This window comes from Streptomyces sp. NPDC107500, assembly GCF_055582785.1.
Map to the genome: position 1 here is coordinate 657,014 of NZ_JBVJPF010000002.1, position 20,611 is coordinate 677,624.

At 74.4% G+C, this 20,611-nt stretch carries 19 protein-coding genes; 7 read left to right on the forward strand and 12 right to left on the reverse strand.

Going from position 1 to position 20,611, the window contains the following annotated elements:
* Window position 1 precedes the first annotated feature (1 nt).
* The 3 genes from ACZ67M_RS08980 (at window position 2) to secD (ending at window position 3,526) form a co-directional block, all read left to right on the forward strand.
* On the forward strand, window positions 2-658 hold the full coding sequence (locus ACZ67M_RS08980; RefSeq protein WP_361363787.1) for a response regulator transcription factor: 657 nt from the start codon (window positions 2-4) through the stop codon (window positions 656-658).
* Window positions 659-716: 58 nt separating this feature from the next.
* Complete coding sequence (locus ACZ67M_RS08985) at window positions 717-1,103, forward strand: hypothetical protein (protein ID WP_392235971.1); 387 nt, start codon at window positions 717-719, stop codon at window positions 1,101-1,103.
* An 83-nt stretch (window positions 1,104-1,186) separates the two neighbouring features.
* Window positions 1,187-3,526 carry a protein translocase subunit SecD gene (gene secD / locus ACZ67M_RS08990; protein ID WP_469850202.1) on the forward strand — a complete coding sequence of 780 codons (2,340 nt, stop codon included), beginning with the start codon at window positions 1,187-1,189 and terminating at the stop codon, window positions 3,524-3,526.
* A 30-nt stretch (window positions 3,527-3,556) separates the two neighbouring features.
* On the opposite strand, the gene ACZ67M_RS08995 is transcribed toward secD, so the two are convergent.
* The gene (locus ACZ67M_RS08995) at window positions 3,557-4,375 is read right to left on the reverse strand and encodes a GntR family transcriptional regulator (protein ID WP_469850204.1); all 819 of its coding nucleotides are present in this window, start codon (window positions 4,373-4,375) and stop codon (window positions 3,557-3,559) included.
* 168 nt (window positions 4,376-4,543) lie between these two features.
* On the opposite strand from ACZ67M_RS08995, the gene ACZ67M_RS09000 reads away from it, so the two are divergent.
* Window positions 4,544-5,389, forward strand: a complete 846-nt coding sequence (locus ACZ67M_RS09000) for a (2Fe-2S)-binding protein (RefSeq protein ID WP_469850206.1) — start codon at window positions 4,544-4,546, stop codon at window positions 5,387-5,389.
* A gap of 279 nt (window positions 5,390-5,668) precedes the next feature.
* The gene (locus tag ACZ67M_RS09005; protein ID WP_161330576.1) at window positions 5,669-6,718 is read left to right on the forward strand and encodes a DUF2637 domain-containing protein; all 1,050 of its coding nucleotides are present in this window, start codon (window positions 5,669-5,671) and stop codon (window positions 6,716-6,718) included.
* 50 nt (window positions 6,719-6,768) lie between these two features.
* Here the strand turns inward: ACZ67M_RS09005 and ACZ67M_RS09010 are convergent, their stop codons facing one another.
* The 3 genes from ACZ67M_RS09010 to ACZ67M_RS09020 form a co-directional block, all read right to left on the reverse strand.
* Window positions 6,769-7,167: an ATP-binding protein gene (locus tag ACZ67M_RS09010; protein ID WP_392235977.1), complete on the reverse strand. Its 399-nt coding sequence runs from the start codon at window positions 7,165-7,167 to the stop codon at window positions 6,769-6,771.
* Window positions 7,168-7,301: 134 nt separating this feature from the next.
* A complete protein-coding gene (locus ACZ67M_RS09015) occupies window positions 7,302-9,044 on the reverse strand; it encodes a pyruvate dehydrogenase (RefSeq protein WP_361363800.1) in 1,743 nt (580 codons plus the stop codon).
* Window positions 9,045-9,072: 28 nt separating this feature from the next.
* The gene (locus ACZ67M_RS09020) at window positions 9,073-10,872 is read right to left on the reverse strand and encodes a protein phosphatase 2C domain-containing protein (RefSeq protein WP_469850209.1); all 1,800 of its coding nucleotides are present in this window, start codon (window positions 10,870-10,872) and stop codon (window positions 9,073-9,075) included.
* Window positions 10,873-11,086: 214 nt separating this feature from the next.
* Here ACZ67M_RS09020 and ACZ67M_RS09025 point away from each other — a divergent pair, with 214 nt between their 5' ends.
* Entirely contained in the window at window positions 11,087-12,070 is a 984-nt protein-coding gene (locus tag ACZ67M_RS09025) for a helix-turn-helix domain-containing protein (protein WP_361363805.1), read from the forward strand.
* A gap of 72 nt (window positions 12,071-12,142) precedes the next feature.
* A complete protein-coding gene (locus ACZ67M_RS09030; RefSeq protein ID WP_361363808.1) occupies window positions 12,143-12,625 on the forward strand; it encodes a DUF456 domain-containing protein in 483 nt (160 codons plus the stop codon).
* Here ACZ67M_RS09030 and ACZ67M_RS09035 read toward each other — a convergent pair.
* From ACZ67M_RS09035 to ACZ67M_RS09070, 8 genes are all read right to left on the reverse strand, one after another.
* On the reverse strand, window positions 12,622-13,149 hold the full coding sequence (locus tag ACZ67M_RS09035; RefSeq protein WP_469850212.1) for a methylated-DNA--[protein]-cysteine S-methyltransferase: 528 nt from the start codon (window positions 13,147-13,149) through the stop codon (window positions 12,622-12,624). The two genes, ACZ67M_RS09030 and ACZ67M_RS09035, sit on opposite strands and share 4 nt — an antisense overlap.
* A complete protein-coding gene (locus ACZ67M_RS09040; protein WP_469850699.1) occupies window positions 13,146-14,612 on the reverse strand; it encodes a DNA-3-methyladenine glycosylase 2 family protein in 1,467 nt (488 codons plus the stop codon). Before ACZ67M_RS09040 ends, ACZ67M_RS09035 begins: the two co-directional genes overlap by 4 nt.
* Before the next feature lie 40 nt (window positions 14,613-14,652).
* On the reverse strand, window positions 14,653-15,765 hold the full coding sequence (rsgA, locus tag ACZ67M_RS09045; protein ID WP_122618201.1) for a ribosome small subunit-dependent GTPase A: 1,113 nt from the start codon (window positions 15,763-15,765) through the stop codon (window positions 14,653-14,655).
* A 271-nt stretch (window positions 15,766-16,036) separates the two neighbouring features.
* Complete coding sequence (locus ACZ67M_RS09050) at window positions 16,037-16,768, reverse strand: hypothetical protein (RefSeq protein ID WP_392101039.1); 732 nt, start codon at window positions 16,766-16,768, stop codon at window positions 16,037-16,039.
* Window positions 16,769-16,960: 192 nt separating this feature from the next.
* A complete protein-coding gene (locus tag ACZ67M_RS09055; RefSeq protein ID WP_469850214.1) occupies window positions 16,961-18,496 on the reverse strand; it encodes an FAD-dependent oxidoreductase in 1,536 nt (511 codons plus the stop codon).
* Window positions 18,493-19,086: a pyridoxamine 5'-phosphate oxidase family protein gene (locus tag ACZ67M_RS09060; protein WP_469850215.1), complete on the reverse strand. Its 594-nt coding sequence runs from the start codon at window positions 19,084-19,086 to the stop codon at window positions 18,493-18,495. Before ACZ67M_RS09060 ends, ACZ67M_RS09055 begins: the two co-directional genes overlap by 4 nt.
* Before the next feature lie 120 nt (window positions 19,087-19,206).
* Complete coding sequence (locus tag ACZ67M_RS09065) at window positions 19,207-19,575, reverse strand: low affinity iron permease family protein (RefSeq protein ID WP_307015808.1); 369 nt, start codon at window positions 19,573-19,575, stop codon at window positions 19,207-19,209.
* Between the two features lie 91 nt (window positions 19,576-19,666).
* A complete protein-coding gene (locus ACZ67M_RS09070) occupies window positions 19,667-20,536 on the reverse strand; it encodes a GntR family transcriptional regulator (RefSeq protein ID WP_469850217.1) in 870 nt (289 codons plus the stop codon).
* Window positions 20,537-20,611: the final 75 nt, after the last annotated feature.

A 20,611-nucleotide genomic window follows, 5' to 3' on the forward strand; every position in this document is an offset into this window, starting at 1 on the left:
CATGTCCGACCCGAAGATCCGCATCCTGCTCGCCGACGACCACGCGCTGGTGCGCCGCGGTGTGCGTCTCATCCTCGACCGGGAGCCGGACCTGGAGGTGGTCGCCGAGGCCGGGGACGGCGCGGAGGCCATCGACATGGCCCGCGCCCACGACGCCGACCTAGCGGTCCTGGACATCGCGATGCCCCGCCTCACCGGCCTCCAGGCCGCCCGCGAGCTGTCCGCGCTCCGGCCGGAGCTGCGCATCCTGATGCTCACCATGCACGACAACGAGCAGTACCTGTTCCAGGCGCTGAAGTCGGGGGCCAGCGGATACGTGCTCAAGTCGGTCGCCGACCGCGACCTGGTCGCCGCCTGCCGCGCCGCGATGCGCGACGAGCCCTTCCTGTACCCGGGGGCCGTGACCGCCCTGATCCGCAACTACCTGGACCGGGTCCGGCACGGCGAGGAGAGCGCCGACCACGTCGTCACCCCGCGCGAGGAGGAGGTCCTCAAGCTCGTCGCCGAGGGCCACTCCTCGAAGGAGATCGCCGAGATCCTCTTCATCAGCGTCAAGACCGTCCAGCGGCACCGGGCCAACCTGCTGCACAAGCTGGGCCTGCGCGACCGCCTGGACCTGACCCGGTACGCCATCCGCGCCGGTCTCATCGAGCCCTGACGGCCCCGGAGCCCCGGGCTCCCCAGGGCCGGCCCCCCACAACGAAAGAGGACGGTGCATGCGCCGGCGGTTCGCGTCCGTACTGACCGTCCTGCTCGGTGTCCTGCTGCCGCTGGTCCCCGCCTGGCCCGCCGCCGGCGTCCACGTCGGTCCCGGTGGCCCCCTCGCGGTGGCCGCCGCCACGGCACTGCCGCACCCCGCCCCCGACCTGCACGCGGACGACGGGTGCGCTCCGGCCTGCGCCGCCCAGCCCCGGGCTCGGCACGATCAGCCGGGCGAGGGCCCGACGGCACCGGACCACCAGGCGACCGCCACCGCGCACGGCGCGGGCACCGCCCGCGGGGCACACGCACGGACCGCGGCCGCGCCGGGTCCGGTGCCGGTCTCCCCCGGCCGCAGGAGCCATGACAGCGGTCGGGCACCACCCCTTGCCTCCGGCACGTGAGCCACCTCGACCCCCGACCTTTCCCCTTCTTCCGCCGCGGCCGCGCTCGGCCGCCGCCGCGGCGTGCCCGCCGGAGGCCCCTGTTGAAACGCTCCCGTCCCCCGTCCCGCCCCCGTACGCGCTCGCGGTCCCGTTCCCTGAACGTCCGCGCGCTCGTCGCACTCGCCGTGATGGCCGCGTCCGTGGCCATCGCCCTGACCCTCCCGGTCCGCCTCGGGCTCGACCTGCGCGGCGGCACCCAGATCGTGCTGGAGACCAAGTCCACCGAGACGACCGAGGCCGACCGTGAGGCCACCGACCGCACCGTGGAGGTACTGCGCGGCCGCATCGACGCCCTCGGTGTCGCCGAGCCGACCATCGTCCGCTCCGGCGAGAACCGCGTCGTCGTCGAACTGCCGGGCGTACAGGACCCGGAGCGGGCCGCCGACGTGCTGGGCCGCACCGCGCAGCTCACCGTCCACCCGGTGCTCGGCGCGGCGGAGAACGCCACGGACGCCGAGGACGGCGAGCGGGTGGTGCCGGACGAGTCCGGGCAGTACCTGCGGCTGGAGGACGCCGCACTGACCGGGCAGGACGTCAAGGGCGCCGACGCCCGCTTCGACCAGCAGGGCGGCGCGGGCTGGCACGTCACCGTCGACTTCGAGGACGCGGGCGGCGACCGCTGGGCCCGGGTCACCGGCGAGGCGGCCTGCCACCCGGCCGGCGACACCCAGCGCCGGGTCGCCATCGTGCTCGACGACAAGATCATCTCCTCACCGCAGGTCGACCCCTCCGTGGCCTGCGGCGCGGGCATCACCGGCGGCTCCACGCAGATCACCGGCTCGTTCGACGACGCGGAGGCCCGCGAACTGGCCCTGCTCGTCAAGGGCGGCGCCCTGCCCGTACCGGTCGAGACCATCGAGCAGCGCACCATCGGCGCGACCCTGGGAGAGGAGGCCATCTCGGCCGGCGCCTGGGCCGCCGTCGTCGGAACCGCGCTGACGGCGCTGTTCATCATCGTCGTCTACCGGCTCATGGGCGCCCTGGCGACCGGGGCCCTGCTCTGCTACGGCCTGATCTCCTACGCAGCTTTGGCCGCGGTCGGCGCGACCCTCACCCTGCCCGGCCTGGCCGGCTTCGTCCTGGCGATCGGCATGGCGGTGGACGCCAACGTCCTCGTCTTCGAACGGGCCCGCGAGGAACAGGCCGCCCGTACCGGGCCGAGCACGCGGTCGGCGCTGACCGCAGGTTTCCGCAGCGCCTTCAGCGCGATCGCCGACTCCAACGTCACCACGCTGATCGCCGCCGCCCTGCTGTTCTTCCTGGCCTCCGGCCCGGTGAAGGGCTTCGGCGTCACCCTCGGGATCGGTGTGCTGGCCTCCATGGTCAGCGCCCTGGTGATCACCCGCGTGCTGGCCGAGTTCGCCGCCGGCCGCCCGGCCGTCCTCCGCCGCCCGCGCGTCACCGGCATCTCCTCCACCGGTCCGGTCCGTGACGTCCTGCTGCGCCGGGACCCGTTCCTGATGCGCCGCCCGCGCCGCTGGCTGGCGGCCTCCCTGGTCGTCCTCGTGGTGGCGGGCTCCGGCATCCTGGTGCGGGGCCTGGACTTCGGCATCGAGTTCACCGGCGGACGGCTCGTCGAGTACTCCACCGCCACCCCGGTCGATGCCGACCGGGCCCGGGACGCCCTCGCCGACGCGGGCTTCCCGCGCGCCGTCGTCCAGTCCTCCGGCGACGGCGACCTCACGGTGCGCACGGAGGAACTGACCGACGCCGAGGCGGCGACCGTCACCCGGACCGTCGCCGGTCTGGGCGGCGGGGCGGAGCGGGTCCGCGACGAGCTGATCGGCCCGAGCCTCGGCGAGGAGCTGCGCCGGGACGCCCTGATCGCCCTCGCCCTGGCACTGGCCGCCCAGCTGGCGTACCTCGCGGCCCGGTTCCGCCTGCTGTTCGGCACGGCGGCGGTCGGCGCGCTCGCCCACGACGTGGTCGTCCTGGTAGGGGTGTTCGCCTGGCTGGGCAAGCCGGTGGACGGGGTGTTCCTGGCCGCGCTGCTGACCGTGATCGGCTACTCGGTCAACGACTCGGTGGTCCTCTTCGACCGCGTCCGGGAACTGATGGGCCGGGAGCGGAAGACACCCTTCGACCGGCTCACCAACGACGCGATCCTGCAGACCCTCCCGCGCACGGTCAACACGGGCATGGGCGCGGTCCTCATCCTCGCCTCGCTGGCGGTCCTGGCCGACGGCTCGCTCACCGACTTCGCGCTCGCGCTGCTGATCGGCGTGGCGGTGGGCACGTACTCGTCGGTCTTCACCGCCTCCCCGCTGGCCATCCAGCTGCACGGCCGCGACGCGGGGTCCCGCTCCGGGAGGTCCGGCGAACCGGGGAAGAACGGCGCGCGCGTACCGGCCGGCCGCACGGAACGGCAGGAGGTCCCGTAACGGGCCGGGGCGTCCCCGGGGCGCCCTCGCTCAGCGGGCCCCGGTGAAGTGCTCCCCCACCAGGGTCCGCACCAGCTCCTGGTCGTCGGCGATCAGCGCGTCCAGCAGGGCCGTGTGCTCGTGCGCGTCGGCGATCAGGTCGGCCCGGCCGCGTGCCGCGGGGAGGCCGGCCGGCGGCCACTGGGCGCGGCGGTGCAGGTCGCCGGCGATGTGCACGAGCTGCTCGTTGCCGGCCAGCGCGAGCACCGCGCGGTGGAAGGCGCGGTCGGCCTCGGCGTAGGTGGCCGGGCAGCCGGCGGACGCGGCCCGGACGGCGGCCTCGGCGAGGGGGCGCAGCTGAGCCCAGCGCTCGGCGGGCACCGTGCGGGCCAGGCGCAGCCAGACCGGGACCTCGATCAGCGCCCGGACCTCGGCCAGCTCGGCCAGTTCGCGGTCGCCGCGCTCGACGACGCGGAAGCCCCGGTTGGGGACGACCTCGACGGCGCCCTCCAGGGCGAGCTGCTGCATGGCCTCCCGTACGGGGGTGGCCGAGACGCCGAACCGTTCGCCGAGCGCGGGCCCCGAGTAGACCTCGCCTGGGCGCAGCTCGCCGGTGACCAGGGCGGTGCGCAGGGCGTCGAGGACCTGCCCGCGTACGGAGGAGCGCTGGACGAGGGGGCGCGGGCGGGGCGGCGGGGGTTCGCCGTGGGTGTGCTCGCCGCGCGCGGTGGCGACCGGTTCCCCGGCGCCGCGCGTCCTGGACCGGTCCGCGTTCCCCGCCCGGTCCACGTCCGCGGCCCGCTGCTGGGCCGGCACCCGCACCTGGGCGGCGGCCTCCGCCTCAGGGGCACCCTGCGCGCTGGGCCTCACGGGTCCTCCTGTGGGACGTGTCGGTACTTGGGGTCATTACGGCGGGTTGTCACCTGTCCGTCAAGCACCATAAGCGCAGGGGGCGTCAGTTCAAATCCCAAACATCTTGGGTAAGGTAAGGCTTACCTTTAAGCAGCCCGTCCTCCCGGTTCGGATCGGTGGTCCCGCATGCCTGTCGCCCGCACGGCCCTCACGGACGCCTACGCGCGCCTGTCGGCGGCTCTTCCGGGACTGGGCGTCACCGAGTTGGAAGCCGACGGCGAGGTCCCGCGGGGCGGTGGCTGGGTCAGCGGCGACGCGCTCGCCGCGGGCGGGGCGGAGCTGGCGGACTTCCTCGCCTGGGACGAGGCGCAGGTGCTGCGGGACTACGGGCAGCGGGCCCGCCCGGACGTGATCGCGAGCTTCGGACTGCACCGGTACGCGTGGCCCGCCTGCCTGCTGATCACCGTGCCGTGGTTCCTGCACCGCAGGGTGCCCCGCTACCCCGCGGCCCACGTCGCCTACGACCGCACCGCCGAGGGCCTGCCGCTGGGCCGCATGGCGGTGCGCGGCGCGGGCTTCGCCTGTCTGCCCGGGGACCCGGCCGCCGCGCTGCCCGGCGCCCGGGTGGTCGCGGACGAGGAGGCACTGCGCGCCGAGGTGCGGGCCTCGGTCGCCGAGCACCTGGAGCCGGTCCTGGCCGGATTCGGCCCCCGCATGCGGCGGCGCGGACGCGCCCTGTGGGGCATGGCGACCGACGAGGTCGTGGAGGGCCTGTGGTACGTCGCCCACCTGCTGGGCGAGCAGGAGCGGGCGCGGCACGAGCTGGAACTGCTGCTGCCGGGCGCGACCAAGCCCTACGTCGGTGACGCGGCCTTCCGCGAGCTGAAGGGGCCGGACGGCGAACCGCTGCACACCCGGGACCGGGCGAGCTGCTGCATGTTCTACACCCTGCGCCCCGAGGACACCTGCGCCACCTGCCCGCGCACCTGCGACGCGGACCGCGTGAACAAGCTGCTCGCCACGGCGGGTTGAGCGGTACCCCGCACCCTCCCCTCCAAGATCGTCGGCTAGGATCCCGACGTCGATTCACAACTCCCCCACGCGTCGCGGCTGGTTTCCGCCGAACCACTCGTACGGGTAGTCTTATTCGAACTCAACTCCCGCCCCTCATGCGGCAGTTCGAGCAGAACGCCGCCCTGGGCACCCCCTCGCACTCCCTTGGCGGCCTCTTGCCGCGAAACCCTCTGAGGGCCGCTGGGTTTGGGCCACCATGGCGGGCGTTACGCCCTATCCCACTGCAAGGGACCCCAGATGAGATTGACCGACATATCGCTGAACTGGCTGCTTCCGGGCGCCGTGCTGCTCCTGGGCATGCTGGCGGCGGTGGCGGTGCTCGCGCGCGGCAAGCGTGCCCCGGGGAAGGACGCGGGCGCGGACGACTCGTGGGAGCGGATGGAGGAGCGGCGCAGGCGCAAGGAGGCCCTGTACGGCACCGTCTCCTACGTCCTGCTCTTCTGCTGTGCCGCGGTCGCCGCGGCGCTCTCCTTCCACGGCCTGGTCGGCTTCGGCGAGCAGAACCTCGGCCTGAGCGGCGGCTGGCAGTACCTGGTCCCGTTCGGTCTCGACGGGGCGGCCATGTTCTGCTCCGTCCTCGCGGTGCGCGAGGCCAGCCACGGTGACGCGGCGCTCGGCTCGCGCATACTCGTGTGGACCTTCGCGTTCGCCGCGGCCTGGTTCAACTGGGTGCACGCGCCCCGCGGCCTCGGCCACGCGGGTGCCCCGCACTTCTTCGCGGGCATGTCCCTGTCGGCGGCCGTGCTGTTCGACCGGGCGCTGAAGCAGACCCGCCGGGCCGCGCTGCGCGAGCAGGGCCTGGTGCCGCGTCCGCTGCCGCAGATCCGCATGGTGCGCTGGCTGCGGGCCCCCCGGGAGACGTACCGCGCCTGGTCGCTGATGCTCCTCGAGGGCGTGCGCAGCCTCGACGAGGCGGTCGAGGAGGTGCGCGACGACCGGCGCCAGAAGGAGGAGACCAAGCAGCGGCGGCGCGAGCAGGAGCGCCTGGAGCGGGCCCAGCTCAAGGCGATCAGCCGCGGCCACGGCCACCGGGGCTTCCCCGGCCGCGGCGGCCGTCAGGTCGAGGTCGAGGTGCAGCAGGTGGAGCGGGGCACCGAGCGCGCCACCGCGGAGCCTGCGATATCGGCTCCGGAGCTGCCGGTACGCCAGCGTCCCTCCCTCCAGCCGGTGCGGGGCGGGACCGAGCAGGTCACCGTCGACCTCACCGCGGAGGACGACACCCAGGCCCTGCCGCGCCTGGACTCCCTGGAGCGCAAGCTCAAGGACCTGGAGCAGCAGTTCGGCTGACGGACCGCACACCGACGTGAAGCCGCCTGAGGCGCCGGTCCGCCGGCGCCTCAGGCGGCTTCGGCGTCCAGTTCGAACCAGACCGACTTGCCCACCTCGCAGGGCCGTACGCCCCAGTCGTCGGCCAGCGAGCGCACCAGGACCAGTCCTCTGCCGTTGGTGCTCTCCTCCGGGTCGGGGGTGCGCGGCCGGGGCGGCCTGCCGACGTAGTCCCGCACCTCGACCCGCAGCGCGCGCGGCCCGACCGTGGCGGTCAGGACGGCGCCCTCGTCGGTGTGGACCAGCGCGTTGGTGACCAGCTCGCTGGTGAGCAGTTCGGCTATCTCCGACTGCCCGGGCCCGCCCCAGTGCCGCAGCAGCTCGCGCAGGGCCCGCCGGGCCTCGGGCACCGCCCGCAGGTCCGCCCGGCCGAGCCGCCGCCTGAGGTCCGGTGCCGCCCGCTTCCTCATGTCCCCCGTCGGCGTGCTGATGTCGTCTCCCCCTCCTGGTCGAGCCTGTTCACGGTCGAACATCCTCACGGGGGAAGCCTTGCCCATTCGGGCGCCCGGCAGTCATACGGATTGGCGGTGACCGCCACGTCCGGTCACGGCCGCGGTACGTTGCGCAGGTTCGAGCGGGCCATCTGGAGCATGCGCCCGACCCCGCCGTCCAGGACGATCTTGGAGGCGGACAGCGCGAAGCCGGTGACCATGTCGGCGCTGATCTTCGGCGGGATGGACAGCGCATTGGGGTCGGTGACGACGTCGACGAGGGCCGGGCCCCTGTGCTTGAACGCGGCCTTCAGCGCGCCCGGCAGATCCTTCGGCTTCTCCACCCGCACCCCGAAGGCGCCGCACGCCTCGGCGACGGCGGCGAAGTCGGGGTTCTTGTTGGCCACGCCGTGCGAGGGCAGGCCCGCGACCAGCATCTCCAACTCGACCATGCCGAGCGAGGAGTTGTTGAAGAGGACGACCTTCACCGGCAGATCGTGCTGGACCAGGGTGAGGAAGTCGCCCATGAGCATGGTGAACCCGCCGTCGCCGGACATCGAGACGACCTGCCGGCGCCGGTCGGTGAACTGGGCGCCGATCGCCATCGGCAGCGCGTTCGCCATCGAGCCGTGCGAGAACGAACCGATGATGCGGCGCCGCCCGTTGGGCGAGATGTAACGGGCGGCCCAGACGTTGCACATGCCGGTGTCCACCGTGAACACCGCGTCGTCGTCGGCCAGGTCGTCCAGCACGGCGGCCACGTACTCGGGGTGGATCGGGACGTGCTTGTCGACCTTGCGGGTGTACGCCTTGACGACGCCCTCCAGCGCGTCCGCGTGCTTCTTGAGCATCCGGTCGAGGAAGCGCCGGTCGTGCTTCTCCCGCACCCGCGGGATCAGACAGCGCAGGGTCTCCCGGGCGTCGCCCCACACCGCGAGGTCCAGCGTGGAACGCCGGCCCAGGTGCTCCGGCCGGACGTCGATCTGCGCGATCTTGACGTCGTCGGGCAGGAAGGCGTTGTACGGGAAGTCCGTGCCGACCAGGAGCAGCAGGTCGCACTCGTGGGTGGCCTCGTAGGCCGCGCCGTAGCCGAGCAGACCGCTCATCCCCACGTCGAACGGGTTGTCGTACTGGATCCACTCCTTGCCGCGCAGCGCGTGCCCCACCGGGGACTTGATCTTCTCCGCGAACTCCATCACCTCGGCGTGCGCGCCCGCCGTGCCGCTGCCGCAGAACAGGGTGACCCGGTCGGCGTCGTCGATCATCCGCACCAGGCGGTCGATCTCCTCGTCGCCGGGGCGGACGGTCGGCCGGGAGGTGACGAGTGCCGTCTCGGCGGCCTCCTTGGGGGCGGGCTCGTCCGCGATGTCGCCGGGCAGCGAGACGACGCTGACGCCGCCCTGGCCGACGGCGTGCTGGATGGCGGTCTGGAGCAGCCTCGGCATCTGCTTCGGGCTGGAGATCAGCTCGCTGTAGTGGCTGCACTCGCGGAACAGCTGGTCGGGGTGGGTCTCCTGGAAGAAGCCCAGGCCGATCTCGCTGGACGGGATCTGCGAGGCGAGGGCGAGGACGGGGGCCATGGAGCGGTGGGCGTCGTAGAGCCCGTTGATGAGGTGGAGGTTGCCGGGGCCGCAGGAGCCGGCGCACGCGGCCAGCTTCCCGGTGATCTGGGCCTCCGCGCCGGCGGCGAAGGCGGCGGTCTCCTCGTGCCGGACGTGCACCCATTCGATGCCCTTGTGCCGACGCACGGCGTCCACGACCGGGTTCAGGCTGTCGCCGACGACTCCGTAGAGGCGTTCGACCCCGGCGCGGGTGAGGATGTCGACGAACTGTTCCGCGACGTTCTGTTTGGCCATGGCTCTACGTATGGCACAGCGAGCGGCCTCACGCCTCCCAAACGGCGGCCGCCGTACGGTCGTCCGCGTACCCCTTGACCCGGACGCCGGTGTCGGCGAGGAAGTCCCCGAGTCCGGGCGGGGTGCGGCCCGTCCACCGCCGGGCGAGGAGCCCGCCCAGCTCGGGCTCGGTCAGCATCGGCTCGGCCAGGCCCGTGGTGCACATCAGCAGCACATCACCCGGGCGGGCTACGGAGGCCCGGAAGCGGAACGGGCGGCGGGGCGGCTCGTCGGGGGGCGGCGCGTCGTACGGGCCCGGGGGCGCGGCGACGCCGAGGTCCATGGTGAGCCGGTCGCCGTCGGGTGTCTCGCTCGGCCGGTCGGCGGGCGTCCCCCTGGGCAGCGAGCCGAAGCCGAGGACGGGCTCACCGGTGACGTCGCCCGCGGTCGGCTCCATGTCCCGCCAGGTGCCGTCGCGCAGCCTCAGCAGTCCGCCGGGGCCGACTCCGAAGAACACCCTGGTGCGGCAGGCGGGGTCGGCGGGGAGTATCAGGCAGCGCAGGGAGGCGGCGTACTCCTGCGGGGACAGGCCCTGTTCGGCGGCGCCCGCGCGGAGCCGGCCGAGGCTGCGGTCGGTGAGGCGGTGCAGGCCGGACTTGAGGTCGCCGCGGCGGGCGGCCCGCAGGTCCTCGGCGAGCCGGGCGTGGCTGCGGCCCACGGCGGCTCCGATCCACCGGCAGACCTCGGCCGCCGCCCGGTGCGCCCCGGCGGTCGCACGGGTGCCGGTGGCCATCGCCACCAGGACCAGCGCGTGCTCGCCCGCGCCGAACCGGGCGACGAGCAGCGCGTCGCGCCGCGGCTCGCCCCGGTACCGGGCGGAGTCGCCGCGCACCGAGACGGCCCGCAGGGTGCACGTCCCGTACCGGGCGCCGTCCAGCACGGTGTCCGGCACCAGGTCGTCGAGCCCGTCGGGGTCGGCGGCCGGCAGGGCGGTGGGCTCGGGGTCGTAGGTGGGCGGTCCGGACCCGACGAAGTCCCGCGCGGCCCCGGCGCCCGGTTCCGGCAGCGGCCGTGGCGCCACCGACGGAAGGAACGGGGGCGGCAACGGCGGCAACCCCACCTCCGGCGGCTCGCGGAGATCCGCGGGCCCACTCCCGGAGGCGGTACGCCCACGCGGCTGCCCGGGCACCGCGCCCGGTGCCGATGGTGGCGGAGGCGGCTCGGGCTGCGGGGACGGCGCGGCCGATGCCTGCCGGGGTGACCCGGGCTGCGGGGACGGCTGAGCCGGGGGCTGCCGGGGCGGCTCGGGCTGCGGGGGCACGGAGGGCAGGGGCTGCCAGGGCGGTGCGGGCTGCGGGCGTGCGGGGGACGACGAGCCGGGGCGCGGGGGGTCCGGGGGCGGCGCGGACGGTGGTGGGGCCGGGGGCCGCGAATCGGCCGGGGGCCTGTCCGGGGAGGGGGCGGATCCTGGGCCGTCCTGGGGCTGTGCGCCTTCCCGGGGCGCGGCCGGGTGTGAGCCGTCCGCCGGCTGTGCGGCGGCCGGCGGTGGCGCAGGGGATCGCGGGTGGTCCGGGCGCGAGGGCGCCGGGCTCCCGGCCGGTGGGGGCGGGAGGTTGGGCGGGGCGGCCGGTGGCGCGGGTGGGGGCTCCCGGCGGGAGCCGGCCCGGGGGCCCGGGACGGTGGGCGGGCCGTTGCCCGAGCCGTCCGTCACCGTGCCGGACGCCGAGGCGAAGCGGTCGTCCAGGGAATCCGGTGCGGCCGTGGGGCCGGTGTCGTCGGTGGAGTCGTCGTACAGCTGCCCCCACCAGTCGTCCTCAGGACCGGTGGGCCTTCCCCCCTGCTGACTCATGCTCCTGATTGTCCACCGAAGGAGCGGGATGGAAACGGGGCATCGGGAAATTCCGGCGGAAGTGGCCGAGCGGTCCCACCCCCCACGGGAGAACCGCTCGGCGTCGCCACCTTGGCAGAGTGACCGGCGGTACGGCGATGATGTGCGGAGGCGGGTTTGCGCCGTGGCCGTTTTCCGCCACGGACGCTGGTTTCTCGGGGAGGGACGACGGCTGATGCTGGGAGTGCTGGGGCTGGAGGACACGCACGAGTCGGCGTACCGGGCGCTGGTGTCCCTGGGCGCCGCCGACGTGCCCGACCTGGCCAGGCGGCTGGCGCTGGGTGAGCGGGACACCGAGCGCGCGCTGCGCAGGCTGGAGCAGAACGGTCTGGCCGCCCAGTCCTCGGGCCGTCCCGGCCGCTGGGTCGCCGCGCCGCCGGGCGTGGCGCTGGGCGCGCTGCTCACCCAGCAGCGGCACGAACTGGAGAAGGCGGAGCTGGCGGCGGCGCTGCTGGCGGAGGAGTACCGGGCGGCGGCGGCCGAGCCCGCGGTGCACGACCTGGTGGAGGTGGTGACCGGCGGCTCGGCGGTCGCCCAGCGTTTCCTCCAGCTCCAGCTGGGCGCGACCGAGGAGGTGTGCGCGCTGGTCACCGGCAACCCGGTCGCCGTCACCGGCATGGAGAACGACGCGGAGGAGCAGGCCACCGGCCGCGGTGTCCGCTACCGGGTGGTGGTCGAGCGGTCGGTGCTGGACCAGCCGACCGGCATCACCGAGCTGAGCGCCGCGCTGGGCCGGGACGAGCAGGTGAGGGTGGTGGACCGGGTGCCGACCAAGCTGGTGGTCGCCGACCGGGCGCTCGCCCTGGTGCCGCTGACCGCGCGTTCCTCGGAGCCCGCCGCGCTGGTGGTGCACGCCAGCGGGCTTCTGGAGCTGCTGTCGGGCCTGTTCGAGGCGGTGTGGCGGGAGGCGCTGCCGCTGCGCCTGGGCGCCTCCGGTGTGACCGAGCACGGCCCGGAAGCCCCCGACGGCACCGATCTGGAGATCCTCTCCCTGCTGCTGGCCGGGCTGACCGACGCCAGCGTCGCCAAGCAGCTCGACCTGGGCCTGCGGACCGTACAGCGCCGGGTGAAGCGCCTGATGGAACTGACCGGGGTCACGACCCGGCTCCAGCTGGGCTGGCACGCGTACGAGAGGGGCTGGGTCGCCAGGGAGGGCTGACCCCCGACCGCGCCCGGCCTCGCCCCCGCGCCGACATCTGCGGACCGGGCCGGACTCCTGCACCCTGGACAGATGGGAGCGTGGGACCTCCTGCTGACCGGCCTGGTCATTCTGCTCGGGCTGTGCGGCGTCCTGATTCCCGGCTTGCCCGGGTCGTGGCTGGTGTGGGCCGGGGTCCTGTGGTGGGCGCTGAAGGATCCGCAAGCGCTGGCGTGGGCCGTGCTCGTCGGTGCCACCGTCGTCCTGCTGCTGGCCCAGGCGGTGCGCTGGGCGCTGCCGACCCGCAGGCGCCGCCGGGACGAGGCGATGCGCCGGCTCACCGCGTACGGCGGCGCGGGCGCGGTCATCGGCTTCGTCCTGATTCCGGTGCTCGGCGCGATCCCCGGCTTCATGGGCGGCATCTACCTCGCCGAGCGGCTGCGGCTCGGCCGGCACGGCGAGGCGAAGGCCGCGCTGCGGACGGCGATGCGCTCGGGCGGCGCCGACGTGCTGGCGGAGCTGTTCGCCTGCCTGCTGATCACCGGGGCGTGGGTGGGGGCGGTACTGGCCGGCTAGGACCGGCCGGACCGCTCCCTCAGGGCTCCCTCCAGGGTGAGCAGCCGGGTCTTGCGGTCCAGGCCGCCCGCGTATCCGGTCAGGGAACCGTCGGCGCCGATCACCCGGTGGCAGGGGCGCAGGATGAGCAGCGGGTTGGCACCGATCGCGCCGCCGACGGCGCGGACCGCGGGCCGGGAGGCACCGATGCGCGCCGCGATCTCGCCGTAGGTGGTGGTCGCCCCGTAGGGGACGTCGTCGAGGGCGGCCCACACCCGTTCCCGGAAGGCGGTGCCCTCGGCGCGCAGCGGCAGCCGGAAGCCCGTCGGCTCACCGGCGAAGTAGGCGGCGAGCTGCTCCTCGGCCGCCCGGAAGGGCCCGGTGTCGTGCCGCCAGTCGTCCTGGACGCTCCGGCCGCCCTTCTGCCCGGGCACGGACAGCGAGGTGAGCGCGCCGTCCGGGGCCGCGGTGAGGAGCAGCGTTCCGACGGGGCTGTCGGTCTCGGTCCAGTACGTCACGGACGTGCCGGTGGTGGTCGTGGTCATCGGTCCTGCTCCCAGTCTCCTGCGGCGCGCAGGTGGTTCACGGCGTACGAGCGCCAGGGGCGCCAGCTGTCGGGCACGGTCGGGTCGGGCGGGGCGGTGTCGGGGTCGCCGAGGGCGCGGGTGCGGACGACGGCGGCCGTCCGGGCGTCCAGGCCGGGCACGGCGAGCAGGGCGCGTTCGGCGTCGTCCCGGTCGGCGCCCGGGTCCAGTCGTACGGTGCCGTCGGCGAGGGCGGCGGCGAGCGCGCCCACGGGGCCGTCCGGCTCGGCGGCGGCGAGGACCGCCGGTTCGGGGAAGAGGTGGGTGAGGGTGCCGCAGGGCGCGTCGAGGACCTTGCCGTACCGCTGGACCAGCCGCTCGGCGGCCGCGCGCCCGGCCAGGGCCCGGACGGCGAGTTCGTCGGGGTCGGCGGTGCCGGGTGAGCGCAGCCCGGGGCGGGCGGCGACCAGGGGGGCGAGGCGGGGGTCGGCGCCGAGGCGTTCGTCCACGGCGTACGGGTCGGCGTCCAGGTCGAAGAGCCGCCGCAGGCGCTGCACGGAGGTGGTCAGGTCGCGCAGGTCGGTGAGGTGGAGGCGGGCGTCGAGCCAGCCGCCGCCGTTGCCCTGGACGCGCGTGCGCTCCTCGACGGCGACGATGCCGGTGCCGTACGGCAGCCGCAGGGTGCGCCGGTAGCGGCGCCGGCCGGGCGGGCCGCTCACCTCCTCCACGCCGGCGACGGCCTCCCGCTGGAGCAGGTCGAAGACGGGTCCGGCCTGGTAGGGGCCGCGGTGGGCGAGGCGCAGCGGGACGCCGGCGGACGGGGTGGCGGTGCGGGAGGCCGCCCGGTCGGCCGCCGGGGCGGCGGCGCGGACGTCGCTCGGGGTGGCCGCGTACACGGCCCGGATGGTGTCGTTGAACTGCCGCACGCTGGCGAACCCGGAGGCGAAGGCGATCTCGGTGACCGGCAGTCCGGTGGTCTGGAGCAGGACGCGCGCGGTGTGCGCCCGCTGGGCCCGGGCGAGGGCGACGGGCCCGGCGCCCAGCTCGGCGGTGAGCTGCCGCTGCACCTGGCGGGCGCTGTAGCCGAGGCGGACGGCGAGTCCGGCGACGCCCTCGCGGTCGACGACGCCGTCCCCGATCAGCCGCATGGCGCGGCCGACGACGTCGGCGCGGACGTTCCAGTCCGCCGAGCCCGGTACGGCGTCGGGGCGGCACCGCCGGCAGGCCCGGAACCCCGAGCCCTGCGCGGCGGCCGCCGTCGCGAAGAACCGCACGTTGCGCCGGTTCGGCGTGACCGCCGGGCAGCTGGGCCGGCAGTAGATGCCGGTCGTGCGCACGGCGAAGAAGAACGCGCCGTCGAACCGGGCGTCCCGGCTGCGTACGGCCTCGTACCTGCTGTCCTCGTGCGCTGTGCGCTGTGCTGTCCCGGTCACGCTGTCCAGTCTCCGCCAGTCCGGCGGACCGGGCTGGCGGAAATCGGACATGGCATCGGACATGACGTCCGAGCGTGGCCGGAGCGGGCGGCTACCGGGGGCCGCCGCCCCGCTTGGCCTCCATCGCCGCCCGGCCCATGGCGCCCCGGCGCTTCCACTCCTTGCGCATCTCCGCCCGCACCCGGGCGTCGGTCTTGGCGATGATGCGCTGGTTCTCCCGCATCAGCTTGCGGTAGCTCTCCAGCCGCCGTTCGGGCAGCTCGCCGGAGTCGAGGGCGCCGAGGACGGCGCAGCCCGGCTCGCGCTCGTGGGCGCAGTCGTGGAACCGGCAGTCCCGGGCCAGCTCCTCGATCTCGGCGAACACCTGCCCGACGCCGCTGCTCGCGTCCCACAGGCCGACGCCGCGCAGCCCCGGGGTGTCGATCAGCACGCCGCCGCCGGGCAGGGCGAGCAGGTTGCGGGTGGTCGTGGTGTGCCGTCCCTTGCCGTCGACGTCCCGGATCCGCTGGACGTCCATGACGTCCTCGCCGAGCAGGGCGTTGGCGAGCGTGGACTTGCCGGCGCCGGACTGTCCGAGCAGCACCGCCGTGCCGCCGCCGACGACGGCGCCCAGCACGTCGAGCCCCTCGCCCTGCTCGGCGCTGACGGTGAGCACCGGCACGCCGGGCGCGCTGGTCTCCACGTCCTGGACGAGATGGGCCAGGGTCACCGGGTCGGGCACGAGGTCGGCCTTGGTGAGGACGACCACGGGCTGCGCCCCGGACTCCCAGGCGAGCGCGAGGAACCGCTCGATCCGGGCGAGGTCCAGCTCGGCCGCGAGCGACACGGCGACGATCGCGTGATCGACGTTGGCGGCGAGGATCTGCCCCTCGGACCGCTTGGAGGAGGTGGAGCGCACGAAGGCGGTACGACGCGGCAGACATGTGCGTACGTAGCGCGGGTTGCCGTCCGGTTCGAGGGCGACCCAGTCGCCGGTGCAGACGACCCGCAGGGGGTCGTGCGGGGTGACGAACGCGGTGTCGGCCCGCACGGTGCCGTCGGCGGTGACGACGTCGCACTGGCCCCGGTCGACCCGTACGACGCGGCCGGGCAGGAGCCCTTCGGCGGCGTACGGGGAGAAGGCGTCGGCCCAGTCCTCGTCCCAGCCGTAGGGGGTCAGGGCGGAGGAGGGGGAGGTGGACGGGGTGGAAGCGTGGGAAGACAAGGGGTGACCCTTCGAGGGGCGGCCCCGGCCGGGAGAACTGCGGGAAGTGGTGTCAGCCGGCGGCCACGGAGGTGGACTTGACGGATTCCTGGATGCGGGCAGCGCCCTTCGCAACGACAGCCATCGGTCAACACCTCCCGGGTCACGTACAGCGAGCAGCGGCGGCAGAGCAGCCACCGGAACGAACAGAACTCTAGCGGCGTCCCGCGAGGCCCACCAGCGATTTACTGCGCTTCGCGCCGGAGGAACGCCGGGTCGAATGGACGGTGCGTCACTGAACGCTGGTGCGGGCCACGGCCTCCAGTCGGCCGGGGTTCACGGGTTCCCGCCCCCTGTCATGCATCAGTTCGAGTCCGTCGTCGGTGCTGTTCACACGCCGGACGGCGCCGTGCCGGTTCTCCCACTCGACGAAGCTGCCGGGAGCACCGTCGAGCAGCTCCAGTTCCCGCACGAGCGTGTCCACGGGCGCGAAGCCGCGGGCGTCGCCCTTGCTCATGCTCTGGGTACGGGTGTTGTCGTAGCGCATCTTGACGAACGGCACCTCGGTACGGTCGAGCTTGTTCGGCTGGAGCATCTTGCGGAACCTGCCCCAGGCCTCCTCCTCGTTCTCCCCGCCGGAGATCTCACTGGCGTAGGCGGGAAAGACGGCGTAGGTGAGGGCGGACAGCTCCGGGTTCTCGGTGGCGTGGTAGCCGTGCACTTCGGGGACGGCCACCCCTACGGTGTCGAACCGCCTCCCGTCGTGGTGGAAGCCCCCGACGGCCACCAGGGGCCGTCCCTTCCCCACGAAGGTGTCGTCATGGGCGCGAGCGTGGGCGAGCAGCGCCGTGACGAGCACCTCGTCGTAGCGGCCACGTACGTTGACCTGCAAGTTGTGCCGACCGTCGGTGGAAAGTGCGGCGGTGAAGGTGAACATCGGGTTCGGCGACCACCGCCACGCGGATGCCAGACCGGGGACGGGAGCGGCGCCGGGCATGGCGGGCAGGACGGATGCAGGGTTCATGCGGGTGGCTCCTGCGCTCGGGGACGGGGCCCCAGCCGCACGACTGGCGGGCGGGACGGACCTCCTGACGGTAGAGGGCGTCCATGAGCGCACCGCCGCGGGTTCTCGCCTCTGGGGGCGGTGAGCCGGGACGACTGCCACTGCCTGTGGGCCGGGCCACCGGTGTGACCCTGCCCTCGCGACGGCGTCGGGTCAGATGTCGCGTCGTTTCAGGGGCTTGGTCGCCGGGCCCTCGATCACCTTGCCGTCCGTGTCGAAGCGGGAACCGTGGCAGGGGCACTCCCAGGCGCGTTCGGCCGCGTTGAAGGCCACCAGACAGCCGAGGTGCGTGCAGCGTGCCGAAAGGGCGTGCAGCGCGCCCGCCTCGTCCCGGTAGACCGCCAGCCGGTCGCCGCCCGCCCTGACCACCGCGCCCTCGCCCGGCGGCAGCGCGTCCACCGGCGGTACGGGCCGCAGCCGGTCGCCGACGAAGTGACCGGCCACCTCGGCCTGCGCCCTGAGCAGCGCGGGCGCCTCGCGCACCGCCGTACGCAGCCGGCGCGGGTCGTACAGTCCCGCCCACGCGCACTCCTCGCCGGTGATCGACGCGGTGAGCAGCCGGCCCGCCATCATGCCGCCGCTCAGCCCCCAGCCGCCGAAGCCGGTGGCGACGTACGTGTGCCGTGCCCCCGGGTGCAGGGGGCCCACCATCGGCACGGTGTCGGAGGGGTCGATGTCCTGGGTGGCCCAGGCGTGGGTGAGGTCGACGCCGGGAAAGTGCTCGCGCGCCCACGCGGACAGGCGCGCGAAGCGCTCCCGGGTGTCGCCCGTGCCGGGCGTGAAGTGCTCGCCGGTGACGACGAGCAGCCGGCGCCCCGGGTCGGCGTCCGCGCCGTCCAGCGGTGCCGTACGGACCGAGCGGGTGTTGTCCTCCGGCGTGATGAACATGCCGTCGACGTCGCTGTCCGCCTCGACGCTCCCGGCGACGACCAGCTCGCGGCGCGGGGAGAGGCGGGCGAAGAGCAGCGCCCGGTCGAAGACCGGGTAGTGCGTGGCGACCACGACGTCCCGGGCGGTGACGGTGAACCCGGTGCCGGTCGACACGCGGCACGGCGTGCCCTCGTCCAGACCGTGGACGGGGGTGCCCTCGAAGATCAGGCCGCCGTGCGCCTCCAGGTCCTCGGCGAGGGCCAGCAGGTACTTGCGGGGATGGAACTGGGCCTGCCCGGTCACCCGGACCGCGCCCGCGACCGGGAACGGCAGCCCCGTCTCCGTCACGAACGACGCGGGCAGCCCCGCCTCCCGCGCCGCGTCCGCCTCGGCCCGCAGCTCGTCCACCCGGCCCGGGTCACGGACGTACGTGTACGCGTCCCGGGTCTCCCAGTCGCAGTCGATGCCCAGGTCCGCCACGACGTGGGCGGCCCGCTCGACGGCCTCGGACTGCGAGCGGGCGTACAGGCGTGCGCCCTCCGGGCCGCGGGTACGGCGCAGCCGGTCGTAGATCAGCGTGTGCAGGGCGGTCAGCTTCGCGCTGGTGTGCCCGGTGACGCCGGCGGCGACCCGCCCGGCCTCCAGCACCGCGACCCGGCGCCCGGCCCGCCCCAGCTCCCAGGCCGCGCTGAGCCCGGCGACTCCGGCGCCGATCACGACGACATCGGCTTCCAGGTCCTCCGCGAGGGCGGGGCGCGGCACCCCACCCGGCGCCGTCTGAAGCCAGTACGAGGCGTTGACCTGCGCATTCTCCGTCATGCGGGCCGAGTACCCCGATGCTGCGGCTCCACGGCGCGGGCCCGCTGGAAGGTGTAGCGGGTGTGGCTGAACACCTGGCCGTCGTGCCCGAAGCCGTACGCCGTGCCGGGTGCCACCGCGAACAGCAGGTCGGCGCCCTCGCGGATGCTGTCGCCGAAGCCGTGGAACACCCCCTCCGGCGAGGTGATGTGGTCCCCGTACTGTGCCTCGAACGCGGCCAGGACCTCGTCCTGCCGGGCCGGATCCGTGACCCGCTCCGCCGTGCCCTCGACCACGATGTCGAGGCCTTCGGAGAGTGAGTTGTGCCCCGTGGTCAGTGCGCAGTGGGGATTGGCGGCCAGGTTCTTCGCCTTCTGCTCCCCCGCCCCGGTGCTGAAGTGCAGTGCCCCGTCGTGCCAGGCGGCGATCAGCGGGGTGACGTGCAGGCGGCCGTCCGGCCGGATCGTGGTGATCCAGAAGACCTCGGAGTCCCGCAGCCGGCGCTGGGCCTCGGCCCAGTCCGTGGCGGTGACGTTCTCCGCGCCCGGGCGCGGGTTGAGGGCAGAGCTGTAGCGGGCGTCGAGTTCGGTCCTGGGCTGCTTCGGCGTCATGCGGAACTCTTTCCCTTCCGGTCACCAGGGCTACGCGGCCTGCACCGAAGGAACGCTCGTCCGCCGCAGGTCAATGCATCCCGTCGGCACACCCGCTTCGGGCACGCCCACCCGTCCCGCTCAGGTCTGCTCCTCGATGCCGATGGCCGTGCGCAGGGAGCGCTGGGCCGGGCCGGGTTCGCCCTGCTGGGACTCCAGCAGGGCGGCGGCTATGGCGTCGAGCTTGCGCTGCACGGCGTGCTCGGCCCTGCGCTCACTGTTCTTCAGCAGCGCCAGCAGCAGAAGGGTGACCGCCGTCATGGACTCACCGGCGAGCAGCATCCAGGTGAGCGGCGCCTTGGCGATGTGCACGCCTATGACGATGCCGACCAGCAGCAGGCAGACCCCGAAGAACGCCGGGCTGCTGGTGAAGTTGGACGCCCGCTCGGCGAACCGCTCGAAGGGGCCGCGTCTGCTGCCGCCGCGTTCGGCAGGGTGCTCCAGGGTCATGTGCCGCCTCCTTCGGTGCCGGGTGCCGGTGGCGGTCCACGTACCCGGCCAGGGCGTCGGCAAAGGTGCCGCGCCGCCCGGACCGGCGGTCTCAGTCGGTGATCGAGGCCCGGAAGCGGTAGCGGTCGCCGCGGTAGATGGCGACCGTCAGTTCCAGCGGGCGGGCGTCCTGGTTGTACGCCAGCTGGGTGGCGACCAGTACCGGTGTGACGTCCGTGATCTCCAGCAGCTCCCGTTCCTCCGGAGTGGGCTGGCGGGCCTCGACCGAGTAGTCGGCGACCCGGGGGAACTGCCCCGGGGTGGCCGCGCGCAGGGTGGCGTACAGCGAGGCCGTGCCGAAGTCGGTGTCGGCGAGCCGTGGGCACAGCGCGAGGGGCAGCCTGTTGTGCTCGACGACCACCACCAGGTCGTCGAGGTAGCGCAGGCGCCGCATCTCGAACAGGGGCGCGCCCGGGGCGATGCGCAGTTCCTCGGCCTCCTGGACCCTGGCCGGGCGCACCGCGGAGGCCAGCACCCGGGTGCGGGCGGCGAGTCCGTGGCGCAGCGCGTGGTCGGCGAAGCCCTGCACGGAGCGGCCGCCGGGCGCGGCGGCCGGAGTGTCCCCGGCCTCCGCCGTCCCGCCTCCGGCACCCCCGCCTCCGGCACCCCCGCCCGCGGTCGCACCCGTACCCGCGCCCGTGCCGGTGCTCGTGCCGGTGCTCGTGCCGGTGCTCGTGAGGAACCAGCCCCGGGCCGGGGACGACTCGATCACGCCCCGGCCGGCGAGGTCCGCGAGCGCCGAGCGCATGGTGACGCGCGAGACGGCGTACCGCTCGGCCAGCACGCGTTCCGAGGGGAGCCGGTCGCCGGCCCGGGCGCCCCCGGCGGTGATGTCGTCCATCAGGCGCGCGGCGACCTGCGCGTACAGCGGCAGCGCGTCGGCGTCGAGAAGGCCGCGCGGGAGCGGCGACTCAGTAGGCATACCAGTACAATACCAGATGTCTTTCATTGACGGCCAGTATTAATACCAGTATGGTCGCGGCAGACCGGGGCCTCC

Bases quoted from the DNA above. Each gene is read 5' to 3' on its own strand.
- ACZ67M_RS09010 (WP_392235977.1), bottom strand. From the start codon at position 7,167: ATGAGGAAGCGGGCGGCACCGGACCTCAGGCGGCGGCTCGGCCGGGCG.
- ACZ67M_RS09040 (WP_469850699.1), bottom strand. From the start codon at position 14,612: ATGTCCGATTTCCGCCAGCCCGGTCCGCCGGACTGGCGGAGACTGGAC.
- ACZ67M_RS09055 (WP_469850214.1), bottom strand. From the start codon at position 18,496: ATGACGGAGAATGCGCAGGTCAACGCCTCGTACTGGCTTCAGACGGCG.
- ACZ67M_RS09000 (WP_469850206.1), top strand. From the start codon at position 4,544: ATGCCTGTCGCCCGCACGGCCCTCACGGACGCCTACGCGCGCCTGTCG.
- ACZ67M_RS09060 (WP_469850215.1), bottom strand. From the start codon at position 19,086: ATGACGCCGAAGCAGCCCAGGACCGAACTCGACGCCCGCTACAGCTCT.
- ACZ67M_RS08985 (WP_392235971.1), top strand. From the start codon at position 717: ATGCGCCGGCGGTTCGCGTCCGTACTGACCGTCCTGCTCGGTGTCCTG.
- ACZ67M_RS09020 (WP_469850209.1), bottom strand. From the start codon at position 10,872: ATGAGTCAGCAGGGGGGAAGGCCCACCGGTCCTGAGGACGACTGGTGG.
- ACZ67M_RS09030 (WP_361363808.1), top strand. From the start codon at position 12,143: ATGGGAGCGTGGGACCTCCTGCTGACCGGCCTGGTCATTCTGCTCGGG.
- ACZ67M_RS09035 (WP_469850212.1), bottom strand. From the start codon at position 13,149: ATGACCACGACCACCACCGGCACGTCCGTGACGTACTGGACCGAGACC.
- ACZ67M_RS09025 (WP_361363805.1), top strand. From the start codon at position 11,087: ATGCTGGGAGTGCTGGGGCTGGAGGACACGCACGAGTCGGCGTACCGG.
- ACZ67M_RS09050 (WP_392101039.1), bottom strand. From the start codon at position 16,768: ATGAACCCTGCATCCGTCCTGCCCGCCATGCCCGGCGCCGCTCCCGTC.
- ACZ67M_RS08980 (WP_361363787.1), top strand. From the start codon at position 2: ATGTCCGACCCGAAGATCCGCATCCTGCTCGCCGACGACCACGCGCTG.
- ACZ67M_RS09065 (WP_307015808.1), bottom strand. From the start codon at position 19,575: ATGACCCTGGAGCACCCTGCCGAACGCGGCGGCAGCAGACGCGGCCCC.
- ACZ67M_RS09015 (WP_361363800.1), bottom strand. From the start codon at position 9,044: ATGGCCAAACAGAACGTCGCGGAACAGTTCGTCGACATCCTCACCCGC.
- ACZ67M_RS09005 (WP_161330576.1), top strand. From the start codon at position 5,669: ATGAGATTGACCGACATATCGCTGAACTGGCTGCTTCCGGGCGCCGTG.
- ACZ67M_RS09070 (WP_469850217.1), bottom strand. From the start codon at position 20,536: ATGCCTACTGAGTCGCCGCTCCCGCGCGGCCTTCTCGACGCCGACGCG.